Here is a 17,351-nt window from a genome sequence, read left to right as displayed (position 1 = left end):
ATTCAGTACCTTCGATACAGCTAATACAGCTGTCGGGCTCTGTGCCAAGATCTCCGATGTGGTTGTGATTAGCTTTCAAATGTACCTCCTTCGATACAGCTAATACAGCTTCTCAGACTGAGAGTTAAGGTACTTAGTCGTTGTGATTAGCTTTCAAATTCAGTACCTTCGATACAGCTAATACAGCACCTTTGCAGTCGCTTAGGTGTCAGGTGAGGTTGTGATTAGCTTTCAAATTCAGTACCTTCGATACAGCTAATACAGCTGATCCTACATAGTCTACTGTACATTAGCTACTTACCTGAAGGATTAGAAATCAAAAAGCCGATGGAGCTCCATCGGCTTTTTGTTGTCTCATGCAGAAATGGTACTAGAACATCTCGAAGAGTAGGGGCGTATCTGGTCCCTCCTTAGGACTATGCGACGAGAAGTGCTCCATCATCCCAAACTGCTTATCCGTAATCGTCATGATGATCACCTCGCCCTCGTCGGGGAGCATCTCCTTGACACGACGAACATGAGTCTCAGCATGCTCCATACTCGGACAGTGGCGCATATAGATGGAATACTGAAGCATCGTGAAGCCATCCTGTATAAGTCCTTGGCGGAAGCCTGAAGCAGCCTTGCGCTCCTGTGAGGTATAGGTAGGGAGATCAAAGAAGACTAAGACCCACATGACTCGATATTCACTTAGGCGATGAGCTAGCATGAGAGGAGGGGATAAGCAAGACGACGCCCCTCTCCGGTGAAGCAACGTAGGAGTGAGCCTGCCGTTTGTGAAGCAGCAAGCATCAGAGGACGCCTCTGCCCTTCGATCTCCACATCTAGGGCTGATACAGAGAGTAGACGTGCCTTGATCTCCTTGCTCAGCACCGAGGGGAAGCCCTCTTCCTCACAGATCTCCACAACCAACTGATCTACATAAGGGCGGTAGGGCTCCATGATATCATCAGCAAGGCAGTAGGCATTGTACTTATTGTGATGGTGGATACCGAGTGTGGGGAGAAGCCCTGTAGCAACAAGAGCTCGAGCAATGATGGCTCTCAGAAGGGCATACCCGTAGTTGAGCAAGGAATTAGGAGCAGTCTCCTCTCGCTCTCGCACAAAGTCTGGGAGAGAGACGAAGAGGTTACGCCAGTAGAAGGCAGCAGCTCGAGCCTCGAGATTCTCTGAGTCGCCACTCTTCACCTGCCGAGACCAAGCGATCATGTTCTTCGCAGGTTCACCTAGGACATTCTGCAATACTATTGCTTGGTTCTGTATCTTGGCTTGGATCGTTTGTTGCCAGAGTCTCTTACGTAGAGGGACCGAGGCCTCGAGTTGCGCACGGAAGCGCTCATTCTGCAGACTATGCCCATCTAGAGGAAGGAGGAGCCCCGAAGGGAGATGATTCATCGAGCAAGTCACGACAGCACAATTGTAGCTGAGTAGAGCATCGAGCAGTCTATGGGTGATCGTGATCTGCGGATGATCGAGGAGGACGACCCCGATATCCTCTATCGGGATCGTCCGTACACTCGTAGCTCCACCCTCATCAGGCGTCTGACGGATCTCTAGCTGCCTCTGCTTCAAGGCCAGATAAGCAGGACTGCCAAAGTAGAGGGTTCGCTTAATCATAAGCCTTCAGTTTACTTAAGGGAGAGAGATCTCCCCGAGGAGATTAACCTTGACCTTACGTGGGTTCGCCTTCAGATATGTATCATTAGGGCCCCGTAAGCGGTAGAACTTGGGGATAATCCCCGTATTATTCTTGTTGTCGGCAACCTCAGTCTCAAGATGATACCGAAAAACATAATACTCCGAGGACATCTTCTGAACGCGATAAAGATGATTGCTTAGGGTCAGCAGATCAGACTCTGCTAGTGCTGTCTGGATCTCTTCGTCCGTAAGCCCAATGAGGAACATCTCATTCGCCTGCAGATACTCTACAAACTCCCAGTCAGAGGCAGGGAGATGCGCCAGCAGAGCCTCTGGGATATCATCTCTAAGAAGGAGCTGATCAAGGACTTCACGAGGCTTCCTAATGATCGTAGGTATACCATAGCGCACACGATCTACGGCCTGCCAGAAGGTGACACACGATTCGACGAGCTTACCCTCTGAGGTCCGGTAAATACCCACATGATGATTGTTTCCTGGGTTGACGAAGGTGATCGCCTTACCTGACTCATTGTAGCGTAGGGGGACGATACTATTTTTCCCATTCTCGATAGCAACCCGTACACTACGTACTCGCTGAGTACCTGCTGCGTCAGAATAGAACGGGGTGGCTAGGAGTAACTTCGGATTGAGCTTCGCTCCTTCTGAAGGTTGAGTACGAGCTACCATCTCTCGGCGAAGCTTAGGATCTACGATCTGCTCAATCTGAGCTTCGGAGAGGCTCTCTAGGGCGACCTTCTTGACGTAGGTAGGCTCGCCATTCCTCAAGATCTGCCCATAGAGGCTCTCTTCGGACAATGGCCCTCGAGGGATGAGTACACCGGACTGAGTCACCTTCTTCCCAGAGCGGAGATAGGTATTACGTCCAGTGGAGACCGTACGCTTACCAGGGCGGAAGGACACAAGGATCTCTGCGACCTTAGACTTCACTTCCTGATGTGAGAAGTGAGGCTGTAGAATGAGCCAATTCTCTAGGATGCTATGCTTGTCCGCTGTAGGACGTTTCTGTCCCCCCATCTTCTCTCGCATCTGCTTGCTATCCTCCTGCATCTGTAGACTATCCTCCTCACTATTCAAGCTATTGAGTCGCTGAATATATCCCTGCCGAGTACAAGCCACGACAAGTGCATCGATCGCATGATGCCGGTGGTCCTTACGCTTCGACCAGTCCTTGATCCTTTCGCTCTTCGTGATGGATCCATCCTTCTCCTCTTGGCTTACGATCTCGGTTTCCCCCATAGATTGGTAGCGCTCGAAGTTGAGTTCCCGTAGGATATCATCATATCCCCAGAGATGACGGAGCTTGGCCGTCACGCTCCCCTCAGAGGCACCGACCCGACGGATCCCCTGGCGGAGGATCTCCTGCGCCTGCCGAGCGATATACTGCGTCAGACGAAGCTGGCGCTCGATGAAGTCTACAGGGATATCCGCCTTCTTCCACTGGAGACGACGACGCTTGCTATAGGAGAGCTTACCATCATGGAAGAGAGTCTCGAGACGATCTAGATACTCGGCCTCTCGTCCCTCAGCGAGGATGTACTCATAGGCTGTCCTATTGCCTTTATCCTTATTGCATCGGCTACAAGCACAGGTCTTATTGGCAGAGGAGTCATCATAGAGAATAGACTTGGGGATGATATGCTCGATCTCGACTCCATCACCTCTGAGGAACTGCACGACGTCGATCGACCTGCCACAATAAAGGCATTGCTCCCCGGCTTCCTGCCAGAGACGATACTTCTGAATTCGGGACTTCGTCGGATAGAGTTCGTACTCTTTGATACGCTCTGCTATCTCTTTGTTCTCCTTCTCTCTGGATCGGATCCTCTTAGAGGTCTCCTCACGCTCCTCACGGCTCATCTTCAGCTCACGGGCGAGCTCGACACGCACTTCATCTATCGATCCATACTTCTGGCGAAGGGCATTGACGAGGTTGATCATCTGATTGAGGATCTTCTCCACGATAGGCTGTCGAAGTTCATTGCACTGGAGCAAGGGGATGTGCTCTAGGAGTGGGCGCTCCTCCAGCTCCTCCTTAGTTAGACTACCTGCTGAATGGCGTTTCCCCGCTAGCTCACAGGCTTGACTATACCCATGCCCTCCCTGAAGATGGGGCAGGAGCTTACAGATGAACTTCGCCGACTTATTGCTGTAGCCCTGCTTGGCGAAGTCAATTTGATAGAGCTTGTCCAGCAGTCCTCCATCTAGATCCTCCTCTAGGAAACCAAGCTGATCGATAAGGGCTCTACGCATCGCCTCTCGCTCCTCTATGGAGTAGAGAATATGCCATAGTCGGTAGAGAGGCTGGCTGAGGTAGCTCTCGTCAACAATCGGACGGATAAGCCGCTTACCTGAGACTATCTCCTGGAAGTCTCGTAGCTCCAAGTCCATCCGAAGGAGGGGTTCATACCTCTTATATCCCGCCAGAGCCTTGCGCAGGAGCACCCGTGTCGTATCGCCCTTGATGCCTCCCTTCAAGAGTTTATCGCACCAGAGTCGCTCCTTGTCTGAGATCTTCAGCTCCTTCTTGAGAGCGGTGAAGGTCAGCTTGTCATGCGTCTGTAGATAAGCTAAGAGCTTCCGCTTCTCCTCTAGAGTGATCGGCCTCTCCTTCCCATCGGGATAGTAGATACGTATATTATGAATAGACTCCCAGAGCTTACAGAGCTGAGCTATTGGAGAACTCTTCGGTGCGACCTTGGGGCCGATCGTGATCTTCCGCTCTTGGAGCTCTTCCTTACCTTCCCTATTGACCCGCTTGAGCTGGACAACACGCTCTTGCTTCTCAAACTCACAGAAGGACACTAGTCCCTTACAGGACTTCAGTGGTCGCTGGAAGAAGATGACCTTATCCCGTAGCTCTTGGATAAATGCAGGGGTCAGGACCTCGGGATAAAAGACTGACTGCACCTCCATGATGCGATCAAACTCCTCGATATAGGCTTCCCGAGGGTAGACCTGATCCTTGATGCGGTAGTTATAGAAGAATCCACCCGAAGGGCTCTCCTGCCTGTGCTCTTTGAGTTTGCAGGCAAAGTGCTGTCCGACGGTAGCCCCTTCCCGCTGAAGCTCTGCATAGCGTCCCTTCACTGTGGCGACATAGCCCTGCTCCTTTCCTCGCTTAGTTACTTCTTCGGCTTCATCGGACTTCGCATGCTTATAGCCTCTTTTCTGATTGATGTGGTAGAGTACACGACCTATCTCGGGGAGGGAGAGCTTCTCCCCTGGTGAAGCAGCTCGTGCGCGAAGCTCCCAGAGGTCAAGGACTGGGAGTTGCATTAGATCTTTGTCTGGGAGCATCCCATGCCCTGCCAGCTTCTCACTAAGGACTTTGCGTCGCAATTGATAGCGGTCCAGTCCCTTGCGAATGGTGCGCTGTGTGGTGCGCTTCTGGTTCTTGGAGATCGCCTTCCCTTGGGAGAATTCATTGAGATCATCCGTCGTCAGGGGTACGATGCGACTCCCCATACCCAAGATCTCAGCAGGCTGATCCTGCTCATCGAGGGCGATAAGACACCACCCTATAGATCCGACACCGAGGTCAAGACCAAGTACATGCTTACTCATAAGCGTTTGTGTTGTGTAGGTTAAATCTTTGAGCTAACTTTGCAGTACTGAATTTGAAAGCTAATCACAATAAGGATTATCCGTTGTGAAAACATCTAAGGCGGGCTCCCTTTGCGGAGCTCGTCTTCTTTTTGCCCCATCATCAGACGACCACGATAAGTAGCTCTGCTCACGAAGTTAGTGACTTCTATACAGAGAAACAACCTAATACAACTCCTCTCTCCATTTTTTATTTCCCATCTCCCAGCACAAGACAAAAAAAAACTACTCCCTGAGGTCTTTCGATAGCTAAGAGAAACAATGGATCAAGCAGCTCTCCAAAGGAGCTTACCTAGACTCGTCCTATATAATATGTACGGGGATACTACTCTCGGTGCCCAAGTGGGAGCCGAAGTTTAAGAGATCGACGCCCCCATCATCCCCCCGCACCTCAGGCATACTCCCCAAGGAGATGAAACGGCCAAAATCGAACTGGCTCACACCTAGCTGTAGCACTCCGCTCCAGCCCGTATAACAAGCGGCCTCTGACACCCCTAAAAAGGGACCTACGGTGGATCGCAAATAAAACCTACCGTAGGTCGTTTTTTAGGGTCTCGGAGGAGGCTGTTTAGAAGGGGGAGTTGGCCAGCTTAGAATGTGTGGGTAAATCCTTTGGAATTAACCCTGAACCTTAGATACAAGTAAGCCCCAGCGTCACGGCAGTTCGTGACGCTGGGGCTCGGTCGAATGTGAGGCTAGCGACGCTCGATGCCATCCCTGCGAAGAAGGGCTTCGATCGAGGGGGCTTGCCCACGGAAGCGCTCGTAGAGCACTTCGGCATCCTCTCGGTCACCTTGGGAGAGGATGCAGTCACGGAAGCGCTGGGCCGTCTTGCTCGAGAAGATCCCTTCCTGCTGGAAGGCAGCGAAGGCATCCGCATCGAGTACCTCCGCCCACTTGTAGCCGTAGTAGCCGGCGCTGTAGCCACCGGAGAAGATGTGTCCGAAGGTAGTACTCATCTGACAGGGGGCTGGTGAAGCGGGAAGAAGTACGGCCTTAGCCCAAGCCTTCTCTTCGAAGGCCTTCGTGTCAAGTCCTTCTGGGAGGGGCTCCGTGATCGTGTGCCAAGCCATGTCGAGATAGCCAAAGCTCAGCTGACGACAGGCTGCATAGCCTACGAGGAAGTGACGGGCACGCTCCATCCGCTCGATGAGGGAGTCGGGTAGAGCCTCTGCTGTCTGGTAGTGCTGGGCGAAGCTCTGGAGCCATTCCCGCTGGTCGAGCCAGTTCTCCATCAATTGGCTGGGTAGCTCTACGAAGTCCCGGACGACGTTTGTCCCGCTGAGCGAGCTGTAGCGAGCCTGGGCGAGCATGCCGTGCAGAGCGTGACCGAACTCATGTAAGAAGGTGCGCACTTCCCCCGGAGTCAGTAGCGCTGGACGATCGCCGACGGGTTGGGTGAAGTTCATCACGAGGACGATGTGCGGACGGTGGTCTTCGCCCGAGGCGGTGTGGTACTGCTCCTGGAGGTTATTCATCCAAGCGCCACTCTGCTTCCCTTCACGAGGGAAGAAGTCTGTGTACAGCAGGCCGAGGTAAGAGCCGTCCCGATCCTGCACCTCGTAGGTATGTACGTCGGGATGATAGACGGGCAGGTCGGTGCGCTCACTGAAGTGGATGCCGTAGAGACGGGTAGCGAGGGAGAAGATCGCCGTGGAGACCCGAGAGAGCTCGAAGTAAGGGCGGAGCTCCTCTTCATCCAGCTCGTAGAAGGCCTTCTTATACTGCTCGGCCCAGTAGCTCCAGTCCCAAGGCTGTAGCGCCTTAGTCTCACCTGCTTCACGGGCGAAGGCCTCTACCTTAGCGAGCTCTTCCTTCGCTACGGGTAGGTAAGCCTCTAGGAGTTCGTCCAGCAGACGGTCGACAGCTTCGGGAGAGCCCGCCATGCGCTTGGTGAGGACCTTCGAGGCGAAGGTCGTATGCCCGAGGAGCTGGGCAAGCTCCAGACGGAGGTTGGCAAGGCGACGGATGACATCTCTATTGTCAAACTCGCCCTCCACTGCACCCAGGCTCATCTTCGCTCGGTACATCTCCTCTCGAAGACTAGCGTCAGGGCAGTGCTGCATGAAGGGGAAGAAGCTCGGCGCCGCTAGGGTGAAGAGGTAGCCATGGGGCTTATCTTCCTTCTTCGCTAGCTCACGTGCTACGCCGAGTGCCGACTCAGGGAGTCCGGTTACTTGGGCATCGTCCTCGACCCAGAGTCGGAAGCGTGCTTGCTCCTTGAGGTTATTTTGTCCGAAGGTGAGGGCTAGTTCGCTGAGTTCTCGCTTCACCTCACGGAGACGTTCCTTCTTATCCTCAGGTAGGAGAGCGCCACTCTCACTGAAGCTTTCGTAAGTGCGCTGCAGGAGTCTGGCATCCTCGAGGTCTAGCTTCAGCTGATCCCGCTCCTCCCAGACGGAGCGGATGCGAGCGAATAGCCCTTCGGAGAGGAGGATGTACGAGGAGAGGGCGGAGAGCTCAGGGCTGAGCTCCTGACTGATCTCCATCAGTTCGTCGGTAGCTTCGGCGTGGAGGAGGTTGTAGAAGATACCAGAGAGCCATTCGAGCTTCGCTCCACTTCGCTCAAGCGCTACGATGGTATTGGCGAAGGTAGGAGCATCGGTCTGCTGGATGATGGCCTCGACCTCACTACGCTTCTCAGCAATAGCTTCGGCAAAGGCAGGACGGAAGTCCGCCACCTCGACTTGGTCGAAGGGGTAAGCTCCGTGATCATGCTCACGGAGCGTGAAGAGGCGGTGCATATATATGATCTATCGGTAGGATGAAAAGAGAGAGGCTACCTGACTCCCACCCACACGAGGGTACGGGAAGGCAGGTAGCCTCTTGTCGTATTAGCTCCGTCTCGACCCTAGTTGTAGGGCGATCGACGAGCTAGCTGTCTCTTAGAGACGGTTGTTGGAGCCGAGTACGTTCTCGATCTTGTGCATGTAGAGCTTCTTGAGCGAGTCACGTGCTGGACCGAGGTACTTACGTGGGTCGAACTCTGCAGGGTTGGTAGCGAAGACCTTGCGGATAGCAGCGGTCATAGCTAGACGACCATCGGAGTCGATATTGATCTTGCAGACAGCGCTCTTCGAAGCCTGACGGAGCTGTTCTTCAGGGATACCGACAGCATCCTTGAGGGCACCACCGTACTGGTTGATGGTAGCGACTTCGTCCTGAGGTACGCTAGAGGAGCCGTGAAGGACGATGGGGAAGCCTGGGATCTGCTTTTCGATCTCTGCGAGGATATCGAAGCGGAGGGGGGGAGGTACGAGGATGCCATTCGCATCACGGTGGCACTGCTCAGGAGTGAACTTGTTAGCCCCGTGAGACGTACCGATAGAGATAGCCAGAGAGTCTACACCCGTCTTGCTGACGAAGTCGATGACTTCTTCAGGTTCGGTATAGGTGTGGTGCTCAGCTACGACATCATCTTCGATACCTGCGAGGACACCGAGTTCACCTTCTACCGTGACATCGAACTGATGAGCATATTCGACTACCGAGCGAGTCAGTGCTACGTTCTCGTCATAAGGCAGGTGTGAGCCGTCGATCATCACAGAAGAGAAGCCCATCTCGATACAGCTCTTGCAGAGCTCGAGGCTATCACCGTGGTCGAGGTGAAGGGCAATCTGTGGGTTAGGGCAACCCAGTTCCTTAGCGTATTCGACAGCACCCTGAGCCATGTAGCGAAGGAGCGTCTGGTTCGCATACTTGCGAGCACCGCTGGAGACCTGGAGGATGACGGGGGACTTCGTTTCTACGGCAGCACCGATGATAGCCTGGAGCTGCTCCATGTTGTTGAAGTTGAATGCGGGGATAGCATAGCCACCCTTGACAGCCTTGGCGAACATCTCACGAGTGTTGACCAAGCCGAGTTCCTTGTAACTAACCATTTTATTTAGGTATTTATAGTTGATACTCTTATCGTTCTGTGCAACAAAGATAAGATAAATTAGTGTAAACCAGAACGAGTTATTTAATTTTTTCAGGAATATCCCTTATACTCCTTCCCGATGCCCAATGGGTGGGCGTCTTCGCTCCCTACTGTACCTGCCTTCATTACCGGTAAAGTCCTCGGCTTTTACCCATTACGAAGGCTACTATTACAGGTTATGAATGGAGCGTTTCCTTGCCGTAAATCTTTCGTAGAGGAATGAGGATGGAGGACTGACGAGTAGGAGGGAAGGTGAATACGGTGACCTTGGGTGCTAAGGCATCAGAATAAACGAGCGAGCGCTAGCTCTCCGAAGGACAAAGTCCCTGCACGGAGTAGCTAGCGCTCGTGTGGAGGAGAAGGGGAGTCTTGCCTTACTTGCGAGGCTTGTCGGACATCACGATCTCAAGCGTGCCACCAGCACGGAGATCAGCATGGGAGAAGGTCAGCGTACCGGTGATATCTCGGCCGTTGATCTTCGCCGACTGCACGTACTTATTGGCGGGAGAATTGCCCTTGACTTCGATGGTGAAGGTGCCACTCTTCAGGCGAATAGTCGCCTTATCTACGAGCGGACGACCGATGGTGTACTCAGCCTTCCCGGGACAGACTTGGTAGAAACCGAGGGCGCTGAGGATATACCACGCCGACATCTGTCCGCAGTCTTCGTTGCCGATGATGCCATCAGGCGTGGGCTTGTAGAAGTGGCGAAGGACGGTGTCTAGGAGTGCTTGCCCCTTGTGTGGCGAAGCGGTGTAGTTGTAGAGGTAAGCGATATGGTGGCTGGGCTCATTGCCGTGAGCGTACTGCCCGATGAGGCCAGTGATATCGCCTGATTGCTCTGCTCCGTCGATACGAGACGAGGTGGTGAAGAGCGTGTCTAGATTCTGCTCAAGTACGGCCTTCCCGCCCATGAGTTTGAGGAAGCCCTCCATGTCATGAGGCGCATAGAAGCTCCACTGATAAGCATTACCCTCGGTGTAATCACTCTTCTCGTGGGCAGAGAAGCGTGGATTGAAGGGCGTGCGGAACTTGCCATCGGCCATCACGGGACGCATTAGCTTGGTCTCGTGGTCCCAATAGCGCTGGTAGTAGAGCGCCTTCTTGTCGTAGACTTGACGGATAGAGTCGAGCCCAGCTGCCTCTGCTAGACGGGCGATACACCAGTCATCATAGGCCATCTCTACGCCCCAGCTGACGCTCTCGGGTACGGAGTCGGCGGGCACGAAGCCTAGTAGTTCCTTGTAGTATGGATGACGGGTGATGAGGTCCAGCTCACGAGTACCAGCGAACTTCTTCGCTAGGTCTTCTCGGTAAATGGAACTACGTACGGCAGCTTCCGTCCAGAGACGAAGGTCTTCCTTCGAAGCTAGCCCCTTGGCTACGAGGTCAGCCAGGATGCTCACCGAATGGTAGGCAGGCATACAGCCTGTATAGTTCGCCGCGAGTGGCCAGCGGGGGAGTATCGTCCCCTCTTGGTAGTCCTGGATCAAGCTTCTACCGTAGCGGAGTGCTTGGTCAGGATCGATGATCGTCAGTAGTGGATGTAGCGCACGGTACGTATCCCAGATGGAGAAGACAGTATAATGTCCGTCCTTCGGATCCCCTTGGTGGATCTGCTTGTCCATGCCACGGAAGGCGCCATCTACGTCCTGATAGTTGTAAGGTGCGATGTGTGCGTGGTAGACGGCTGTGTAGAAGTTCTTGAGGACGGTCGTGTCCTTCGTCTCGATCGTGATGCGAGAGAGGACTTCGGACCAGATACGTCGGCTCTCCTGATGTACAGCGTCGAAGTCCCAGTGAGGAAGTTCGGCCGTGAGGTTCTTCTCAGCACCTTCGGGCGAGACGGCAGAGACGCCGATCTTCACCTGATAGGCTTCGCTTCCTGCAGGGAGATAGAGGTGAAGCTTGAGGTCAGCTGTGTCCTTGGTCACCGCATAGCCCGGCTGGATGAGCTCACGCTTGCCATCCCGATAGAGGGCGATGCTGTCGACGGGCGAAGCCAGACGGATCGTGTAGCTCAGCTGATGATGCTCAGCCCAGCCCTTGGTATAGTACGTCCCTTGGATCGTGGAGTCGTTGACGAGGCGAAGGTCATTGCCCATTACCTTATGCCCCCAGTTGGGCTGCAGGATATGCCCGAGGTCAAGAAGGAGCTTGCGGTCCGTGCTATCGGCATAAGTGGCGCGAAGGAGGCCGACGCGATCGGTGCTAGTGAGTTCGGCCTTGATCCCGAAGTTCTGTAGCTGGACGGCGTAATAGCCTGGTGTGGCGACCTCCGTAGCCTTGTCGAAGGTAGCGACGGGCTTGAGGCTATCCGCTCCAGAGAAGGGAAGGAGGGCGATGTCTCCAAGGTCTCCGATGCCCGTCCCCGAGAGATGGGTGAGGCTGAAGGCATAGATTACGCTGTCAGAAGCATGATAGCCACTGCTGGCATCCCATCCGATGAGGTGAGTGTCGGGGCTGAATTGGACCAGCGCATTGGGACGTGTAGCCCCGGGGAAGGTGTGCCCATGCTCGCCCGTACCTATGAAGGGGTCGACGAAGCTGAGAAGCTGGTCGTCACTCCCGCCACCAACGGTCTTGGATGAACAGGAGGTGACGAGCGCAGTAACCACAACAAGGGCTGCTGAGGTCACTACCGCTGACCTCAGTAACTGATGATAGATATGCATAAGGGGATTGATGAGACTTAGCTTTTACTTGCGAAGGCTGCTGCGAAGAGTCGCATCTGACGGAGCATCGACACGAGCCCATTGGAGCGTGTGGGGGAGAGATGCTCGGCCAGTCCTATACGCTCGATGAAGTAGAGGTCGGAGGCGAGGATGTCCTGAGGCGTCTGTCCGTCGAGGACACGTAGTAGGAGGCTGACGATCCCCTTGACGATGAGTGCGTCACTCTCGCCACGGAAGTGGATACGCTCCCCGTCGAAGGAGGCAGTGATCCATACACGACTCTGGCACCCTTCGATGATGTTGGTTGGTGTCTTGTCGCTCTCAGGCAGGGGCTCTAAGGTATTCCCGAGGTCGATGATCAGTGCATAGCGATCCATCCAATCATCGAGGGCTGAGAATTCCTCGATGATCTCGTCTTGTAGTTCGTTGATTGTAGGCATGAAGGAATGATAGCGAATAAGAGGTTCGCACGAATTAGAGATCCTCACGGACCGTCGTGGCGACAGTCTCTCCGACAGCTCGAAGCGTCTCCCGAGAGATGATGTTCATGTCGTCGGCCGTAGTGTGCCAGTGCGCACCGAAGCCCGTGGGGCGTGTGGGGTCGAAGTTGATGATGTCGACCGAAGGAATACCGAGCTCACGTACTACGGCGACGTGGTCATCGGTCATCTGTGATCCATTGGCTTGGACAAAGTAATTGCCCCAGCCGAGCTGTGCTGCTGTCTGCCAGAGTGTAGCTAGGAGCGGGCGTGCATACTCCTTCGACAGCCCCTCCCAATAGAAGCGAGCGCCATGAGCTCCGACCATATCCAGTAGGATCCCCCACTGAGCGGAGTAGCCTGGTCGGTGGGGGTGCTTAGCCCAATATTGAGAGCCGAGGCACCAGGAGTCTTCACTTTGGCTTCCGCCACCATCTTCGAGGTCGAAGAATACGAAGTCCAGGGCCTTGCCCGAAGGCTTGAGCGCTTCCTGCCGAGCGAGCTCGAGGAGGACAGCTACGCCACTAGCGCCGTCGTCGGCACCGAGGATAGGCTCCTGCTGCCGGCTAGCTACGGGATCGTGATCCGCTACCTGACGGGTGTCCCAATGGGCCATCAGGAGGATGCGCTCTTCGTGCTCGGGCTGGAGGGTAGCGATGATGTTCGTCCCCTGTACTTCCTTGCCGAAGTAATCCGTCCCAATGAAGTGCTGGAGCGTCACCGTATAGCCCCAGTCACGGAGCTTGGACTCGATCCAAGAAGCACAAGCCTTGTGCCCTTCGCTTCCTGGAGTGCGCACGCCGAATGCTACCTGCTCTCGGATATATCGTAGGGCAGTGTCTGCGTCGAAGGGAGCCGCGGTACGGCTGGACTCACTGATGCTGTCCGCACTCTGTGCTTGGCTCGTAGCGCCCCCACAGCTGGCGGAGGAGAGGAGTAGCATAAGCACGAGGATGGAGAAAAGGGAGGGGATCGCCTTCATGAATGTATGGGGAAGTGGGATAAGGATAGGGGGATGAGATCGTTTGTGCTGGGGTCCGAAGGACCTGCGAAAGACGTCGCTTCGTCCCGTAGGGTAAGTAGGCTTGTCTCTAGGGAAAGGCTTCTTTCACTCGGGGCCAAAGCTTCTGCCCTCTAGAGGCGAAGGTCTATACCCCGACAGGCGAAGTCAGCTCTCCAGCAGGGAGTAAGTCTAGAAGATAGAGGGTTTGTTGGGCTCGATAATCAGCTCACTCAAGGGGCGCTTAGGCACGTGGTGACGTCCCTCCTTGTCACGCCAGTAGCGGACATCCTCTGGGTTGCGAGCCTCTTCGAGTACCACTTCCTCTCGGGGCTTGCCGATAGCGATGATGGCATTGATCGAGAGGTGGGTCGGTAGGCCAAGGCGACGGGAGAACTCGGCCTTGCCATGCCCGCCGAAGATACACGTGCCGTAGCCGGCTTCTGTGGCGAGGAGCCCCAGCGCCTGAAGCTGAATACCCTCGTCGAAGCGAGCTGCGGGTGCGATGTCTGTATCCAGGATCTGTAGGAGGTAAGCCCGAGGACGCTCCCCTACACTTGGTCCGTCCCACTCGGGGAGCATAGAAGCCCAGTGCTGCTTAGCGGTGATCTCGTGGCAGAGCTCGGTATCGGTGATGATGATATACTTCAGGGGTTGGGCATTGCGTGCCGAAGGGGTCTGACGGACGATGCCAAGCCAGCGGACGATCTGCAGGCGGTCGATAGCTACGGACTCGTCGAAGCGACGATAAGTGCGTGTTTGCTTGATGAGCGAATCTATAGAAAGCATAGTAGTGATAATTAGCGTGTAGGGAGTATCGTGGGCGCTTGCGTCCTAGTTGATTTGTACGTCCTTCTTTTTCGGCATGTACTTCAGATAAGGACAGCGCCTAGCGTGGAGGGAGGGCAAAGAGTCGGCGGGCATTCTCGCTCGTACGCGCAGAGAGCTCTTCGTCGGAGATCTGGTAGCAAGAAGCGACAAAGCTCGCAGTGTAGGGTAGGAAGGCGGGCTCATTGCGTCGGCCCCGCTTGGGGACGGGCGCTAGATAAGGAGCATCTGTCTCCACGACGAGTCGATCGAGGGGGATGTCGGCGACGTACTCCTTGAGCGAACTATTCTTGAAGGTCACGACGCCATTGATCCCGATGTAGAAGTGCTCGAAGGACAGTGCTTCCTGTAGCTCCTCTCGACTGCCTGTGAAGCTGTGGAAGACCCCACGGAGTCCCGGGAGCTGGAGCGAACGAAGAAGGTCAAAGGTATCCCTGAAAGCCTCCCGTACATGCAGGATCACGGGGAGCCCGAGCTGGTGTGCCCAGCGAAGTTGCCTCTCGAAGGCCTTGAGCTGTTCGCTTCGGAAGGTCGTATCCCAATAGTAGTCGAGTCCGATCTCACCGATAGCTACGATGCCCTCTCCGAGGTGCTGCTCCAGATAGGAGAGCTGTGCCTCGTAGTCCTCCTTGACATAGGTCGGGTGGAGGCCAATAGTAGGGAAGAGACGCTGGGGATAAGCCTCACTGAGCGACTGGATCAGGGGCCAACTCTCACTGTCGACACAGGGGAGGACCATCTGCGACACGCCTGACTCTTCGGCTCGCTGAAGCATCGCTGAGAAGTCCTCGTCGAACTCCTCCGCATAGATATGCGTGTGGCTATCGATCAGCTGTGTCATCATCACTTGGTTCGGCCCGAGAGCGTATGGAAGAGGGCTAAGAGTAGCGAGCGTCCCTCCTCACGGAGCTCCATCTGATCGATTAGGGAGAAGGCCTTGTCCGTGAGGCGCTGGACTTCTCCTTCGGCGTAGGTACGTGTGCCGGCTTCGTCATAGAGCTGACGTACCCGATCGACCTTGCCCGCACGCTCTTCGGGGCTGAGGGCTAGGATAGAGCGAAGTTCGCTGAGGGCATCCCCCTGGAGTTGCTCCAGTGTGTAGAGTAGGAGGAGCGTCTTCTTAGCGTGGATGATATCGCCACCGATGGGCTTGCCGAAGGTCTGCTCATCGCCATAGACGTCGAGGAGGTCGTCCTGGATCTGGAAGGCAAGGCCGAGCTGTACACCTGCTTCGTAGAGACGAAGAGCATCGGAGGGCTGAGCGCCCCCGATGAGTGCGCCGATCTGGAGCGAAGCACCTAGGAGGACGGAGGTCTTCAGGCGGATCATCTCCATATATTCCTCAGGGCACACCTCACTACGTGTCTCGAACTCCATGTCTAGCTGTTGGCCGATACATACCTCGAGCGCCATCTGGCTGAAGAGGGGGACGATGACGCCTAGTAGCGCCTTCTCCTCGATCTCGGCTAGCGAGGCATAGGCCTCGATGCTCATGGCGTCACCCGATAGGATCGCCGTATTGTCTCCCCAGCGACGGAAGACCGTCTCCTGCCCACGGCGTAGAGGCGAGCGGTCCATCAGGTCGTCATGGAGGAGGGTGAAGTTATGGAAGATCTCAAGTGCTGCCGCTGCGGGGAGGGCTCGCTGCCACTCGGGGCTGAAGGTCGCTGTGGCGACACAGCAGAGCAGGGGGCGAAGGCGCTTGCCTCCGAGGCGGAGTGTATAGTCGATCGGGGCGAAGAGTCCCTGAGGCTGACGCTCGTGGAGGGCGCGTGCCTGGAGCTGCTCCTCGATCGCTTGGCGCATGAGAGCGAGTTGTTGGTCAGGATGCATTGTCGTGGATGCCATTGTCATGATGGGGTAGAGCGGGGCTGTGCGTCGTAGTGCGCTCGCCCGCGATACACTTGAGACAAAGATACGATTTAGCCCCCGAAAAAGCTAAATCGCTCAGGCCCCCACCCCACCGTCTAGGTGCAAAGAGAGAGGGCAGGTATCACACCGAAGATCGGTGATACCTGCCCTCTAGACTATAGGGGTGTCGAAGGTCGGTAGGCTTAGCTCGCTCTAGCGCTTCGCATGGGGTCAGTCTTACTGGAGAGAGAAGACGATAGGCACGACGAAGCGTGTACGTACGGGCTTACCCTGCTGCTTACCAGGCTTCCACTTAGGTACGGACTTGACCACACGGATAGCTTCCTTGTCGAGTGCGGGGTCTACGCCCTTGTAGATCTCTACAGCGGTAGCAGATCCGTCACGCTCTACGACGAAGCGTACCATGACCTTACCCTGAATACCTGCATCCTGAGCACTTTCAGGGTAGCGGAGGTTGTCCATGAGGTACTTACGAAGGGCATTGATACCACCGGGGAACTCTGCCTGCTCTTCTACGACTTCGAAGATTTCTTCGGAGATTTCTTCAGTAGGAGTACCAGGGATGTCCTTAGGCCCGAAGGGGAGGGGGGGAGGCAGAGCCTTGTCTTCGTCAGCAGAGACGAACGAAGGCTTCTCGACCTTGATATCGTTGCTCACGACCTTAAATTCATCAGGGAGCTGGATCTCCGTCTGCTGAGGAGCTTCCTGTGGCTTAGGTTCTTCGGGCTTTTCCTCGGGTTGCTCTTCCTTGACGAGGAGGGCTTCTTCGAGGTCAGCCTTATTGCCTGAGTTATTGAGGTTCCCAGCCTGCGCTACTGCACTGCGCCACTCCAAGCTCACGAAGGTCAAGGAGAGAGCGACGACGAGACCCAGTAGGAGAGAGAGTCCTTTGCCCTTCTCGAGGTCGGCTTTAGGTGACTTCTTGATTTCCATACTGTTACACTTGTATTTAGTGGTTGATGTTGATCTTGTGCCTAGAGGCACTAGTTATTTTCCTGACTACAAATATACAAATATATTCGGTACCTAGTCTACGTATGGAGATTTTTCATCGGTGGGCACTTAGGTACAGGGACGATGCTACGGCGAAGTGAACCTCTGGGGGCAAGATTTCTTGCTCTCGATCTACTTGCTCTAGCTCTTGGGGAAGTGGGCTGATTCGGGTAGGACGATGGCGGGATCTGTTTCCCTCGTGCCGAGAGGTCGTTTTTAGCTAAGCGAGAAGGCGGTCTTCTACCCCTTTGGACAGGGCTCTGCTAAGGGGGCAAAAACCGATCCACGGTAGGTCGCATCGACGACCCACTGTGGGT

At 55.0% G+C, this 17,351-nt stretch carries 12 protein-coding genes; all 12 read right to left on the bottom strand.

Annotation, left to right across the window (positions count from 1 at the left end; translation table 11 throughout):
- Positions 1–370: 370 nt before the first annotated feature.
- On the bottom strand, positions 371–676 hold the full coding sequence (gene cas2 / locus HMPREF1556_RS06400; protein WP_369795594.1) for a CRISPR-associated endonuclease Cas2: 306 nt from the start codon (positions 674–676) through the stop codon (positions 371–373).
- 26 nt (positions 677–702) lie between these two features.
- A complete protein-coding gene (cas1, locus tag HMPREF1556_RS06395; RefSeq protein ID WP_021667566.1) occupies positions 703–1,617 on the bottom strand; it encodes a type II CRISPR-associated endonuclease Cas1 in 915 nt (304 codons plus the stop codon).
- Positions 1,618–1,632: 15 nt separating this feature from the next.
- Positions 1,633–5,226, bottom strand: coding sequence for a type II CRISPR RNA-guided endonuclease Cas9 (gene cas9 / locus HMPREF1556_RS06390; protein ID WP_021667565.1), 3,594 nt, complete (start codon positions 5,224–5,226; stop codon positions 1,633–1,635).
- Positions 5,227–5,960: 734 nt separating this feature from the next.
- On the bottom strand, positions 5,961–8,009 hold the full coding sequence (locus HMPREF1556_RS06385) for a M3 family metallopeptidase (RefSeq protein ID WP_021667563.1): 2,049 nt from the start codon (positions 8,007–8,009) through the stop codon (positions 5,961–5,963).
- Between the two features lie 141 nt (positions 8,010–8,150).
- Positions 8,151–9,146, bottom strand: a complete 996-nt coding sequence (locus tag HMPREF1556_RS06380; RefSeq protein WP_021667562.1) for a class II fructose-bisphosphate aldolase — start codon at positions 9,144–9,146, stop codon at positions 8,151–8,153.
- Between the two features lie 415 nt (positions 9,147–9,561).
- Complete coding sequence (locus tag HMPREF1556_RS06375) at positions 9,562–11,862, bottom strand: GH92 family glycosyl hydrolase (protein WP_021667561.1); 2,301 nt, start codon at positions 11,860–11,862, stop codon at positions 9,562–9,564.
- Positions 11,863–11,879: 17 nt separating this feature from the next.
- Positions 11,880–12,302, bottom strand: a complete 423-nt coding sequence (locus tag HMPREF1556_RS06370) for a SufE family protein (protein WP_021667560.1) — start codon at positions 12,300–12,302, stop codon at positions 11,880–11,882.
- Between the two features lie 34 nt (positions 12,303–12,336).
- Complete coding sequence (locus HMPREF1556_RS06365) at positions 12,337–13,323, bottom strand: M28 family peptidase (RefSeq protein ID WP_021667559.1); 987 nt, start codon at positions 13,321–13,323, stop codon at positions 12,337–12,339.
- Between the two features lie 210 nt (positions 13,324–13,533).
- Positions 13,534–14,130 carry a nitroreductase family protein gene (locus HMPREF1556_RS06360; protein ID WP_021667558.1) on the bottom strand — a complete coding sequence of 199 codons (597 nt, stop codon included), beginning with the start codon at positions 14,128–14,130 and terminating at the stop codon, positions 13,534–13,536.
- A gap of 100 nt (positions 14,131–14,230) precedes the next feature.
- On the bottom strand, positions 14,231–15,010 hold the full coding sequence (locus HMPREF1556_RS06355) for a TatD family hydrolase (RefSeq protein WP_044125363.1): 780 nt from the start codon (positions 15,008–15,010) through the stop codon (positions 14,231–14,233).
- A gap of 2 nt (positions 15,011–15,012) precedes the next feature.
- Positions 15,013–16,017 carry a polyprenyl synthetase family protein gene (locus HMPREF1556_RS06350; RefSeq protein WP_232299046.1) on the bottom strand — a complete coding sequence of 335 codons (1,005 nt, stop codon included), beginning with the start codon at positions 16,015–16,017 and terminating at the stop codon, positions 15,013–15,015.
- A gap of 240 nt (positions 16,018–16,257) precedes the next feature.
- Positions 16,258–16,974 (bottom strand): energy transducer TonB, encoded by a 717-nt coding sequence (locus HMPREF1556_RS06345; protein WP_021667555.1) that lies wholly within the window; start codon positions 16,972–16,974, stop codon positions 16,258–16,260.
- Between the last annotated feature and the right edge of the window lie 377 nt (positions 16,975–17,351).

It is taken from the genome of Porphyromonas sp. oral taxon 278 str. W7784 (genome assembly GCF_000467855.2).
Lineage (GTDB): Bacteria > Bacteroidota > Bacteroidia > Bacteroidales > Porphyromonadaceae > Porphyromonas.
Note: the sequence above shows the minus strand (reverse complement) of the source record. Positions and strands in the feature narration are given on the sequence as shown.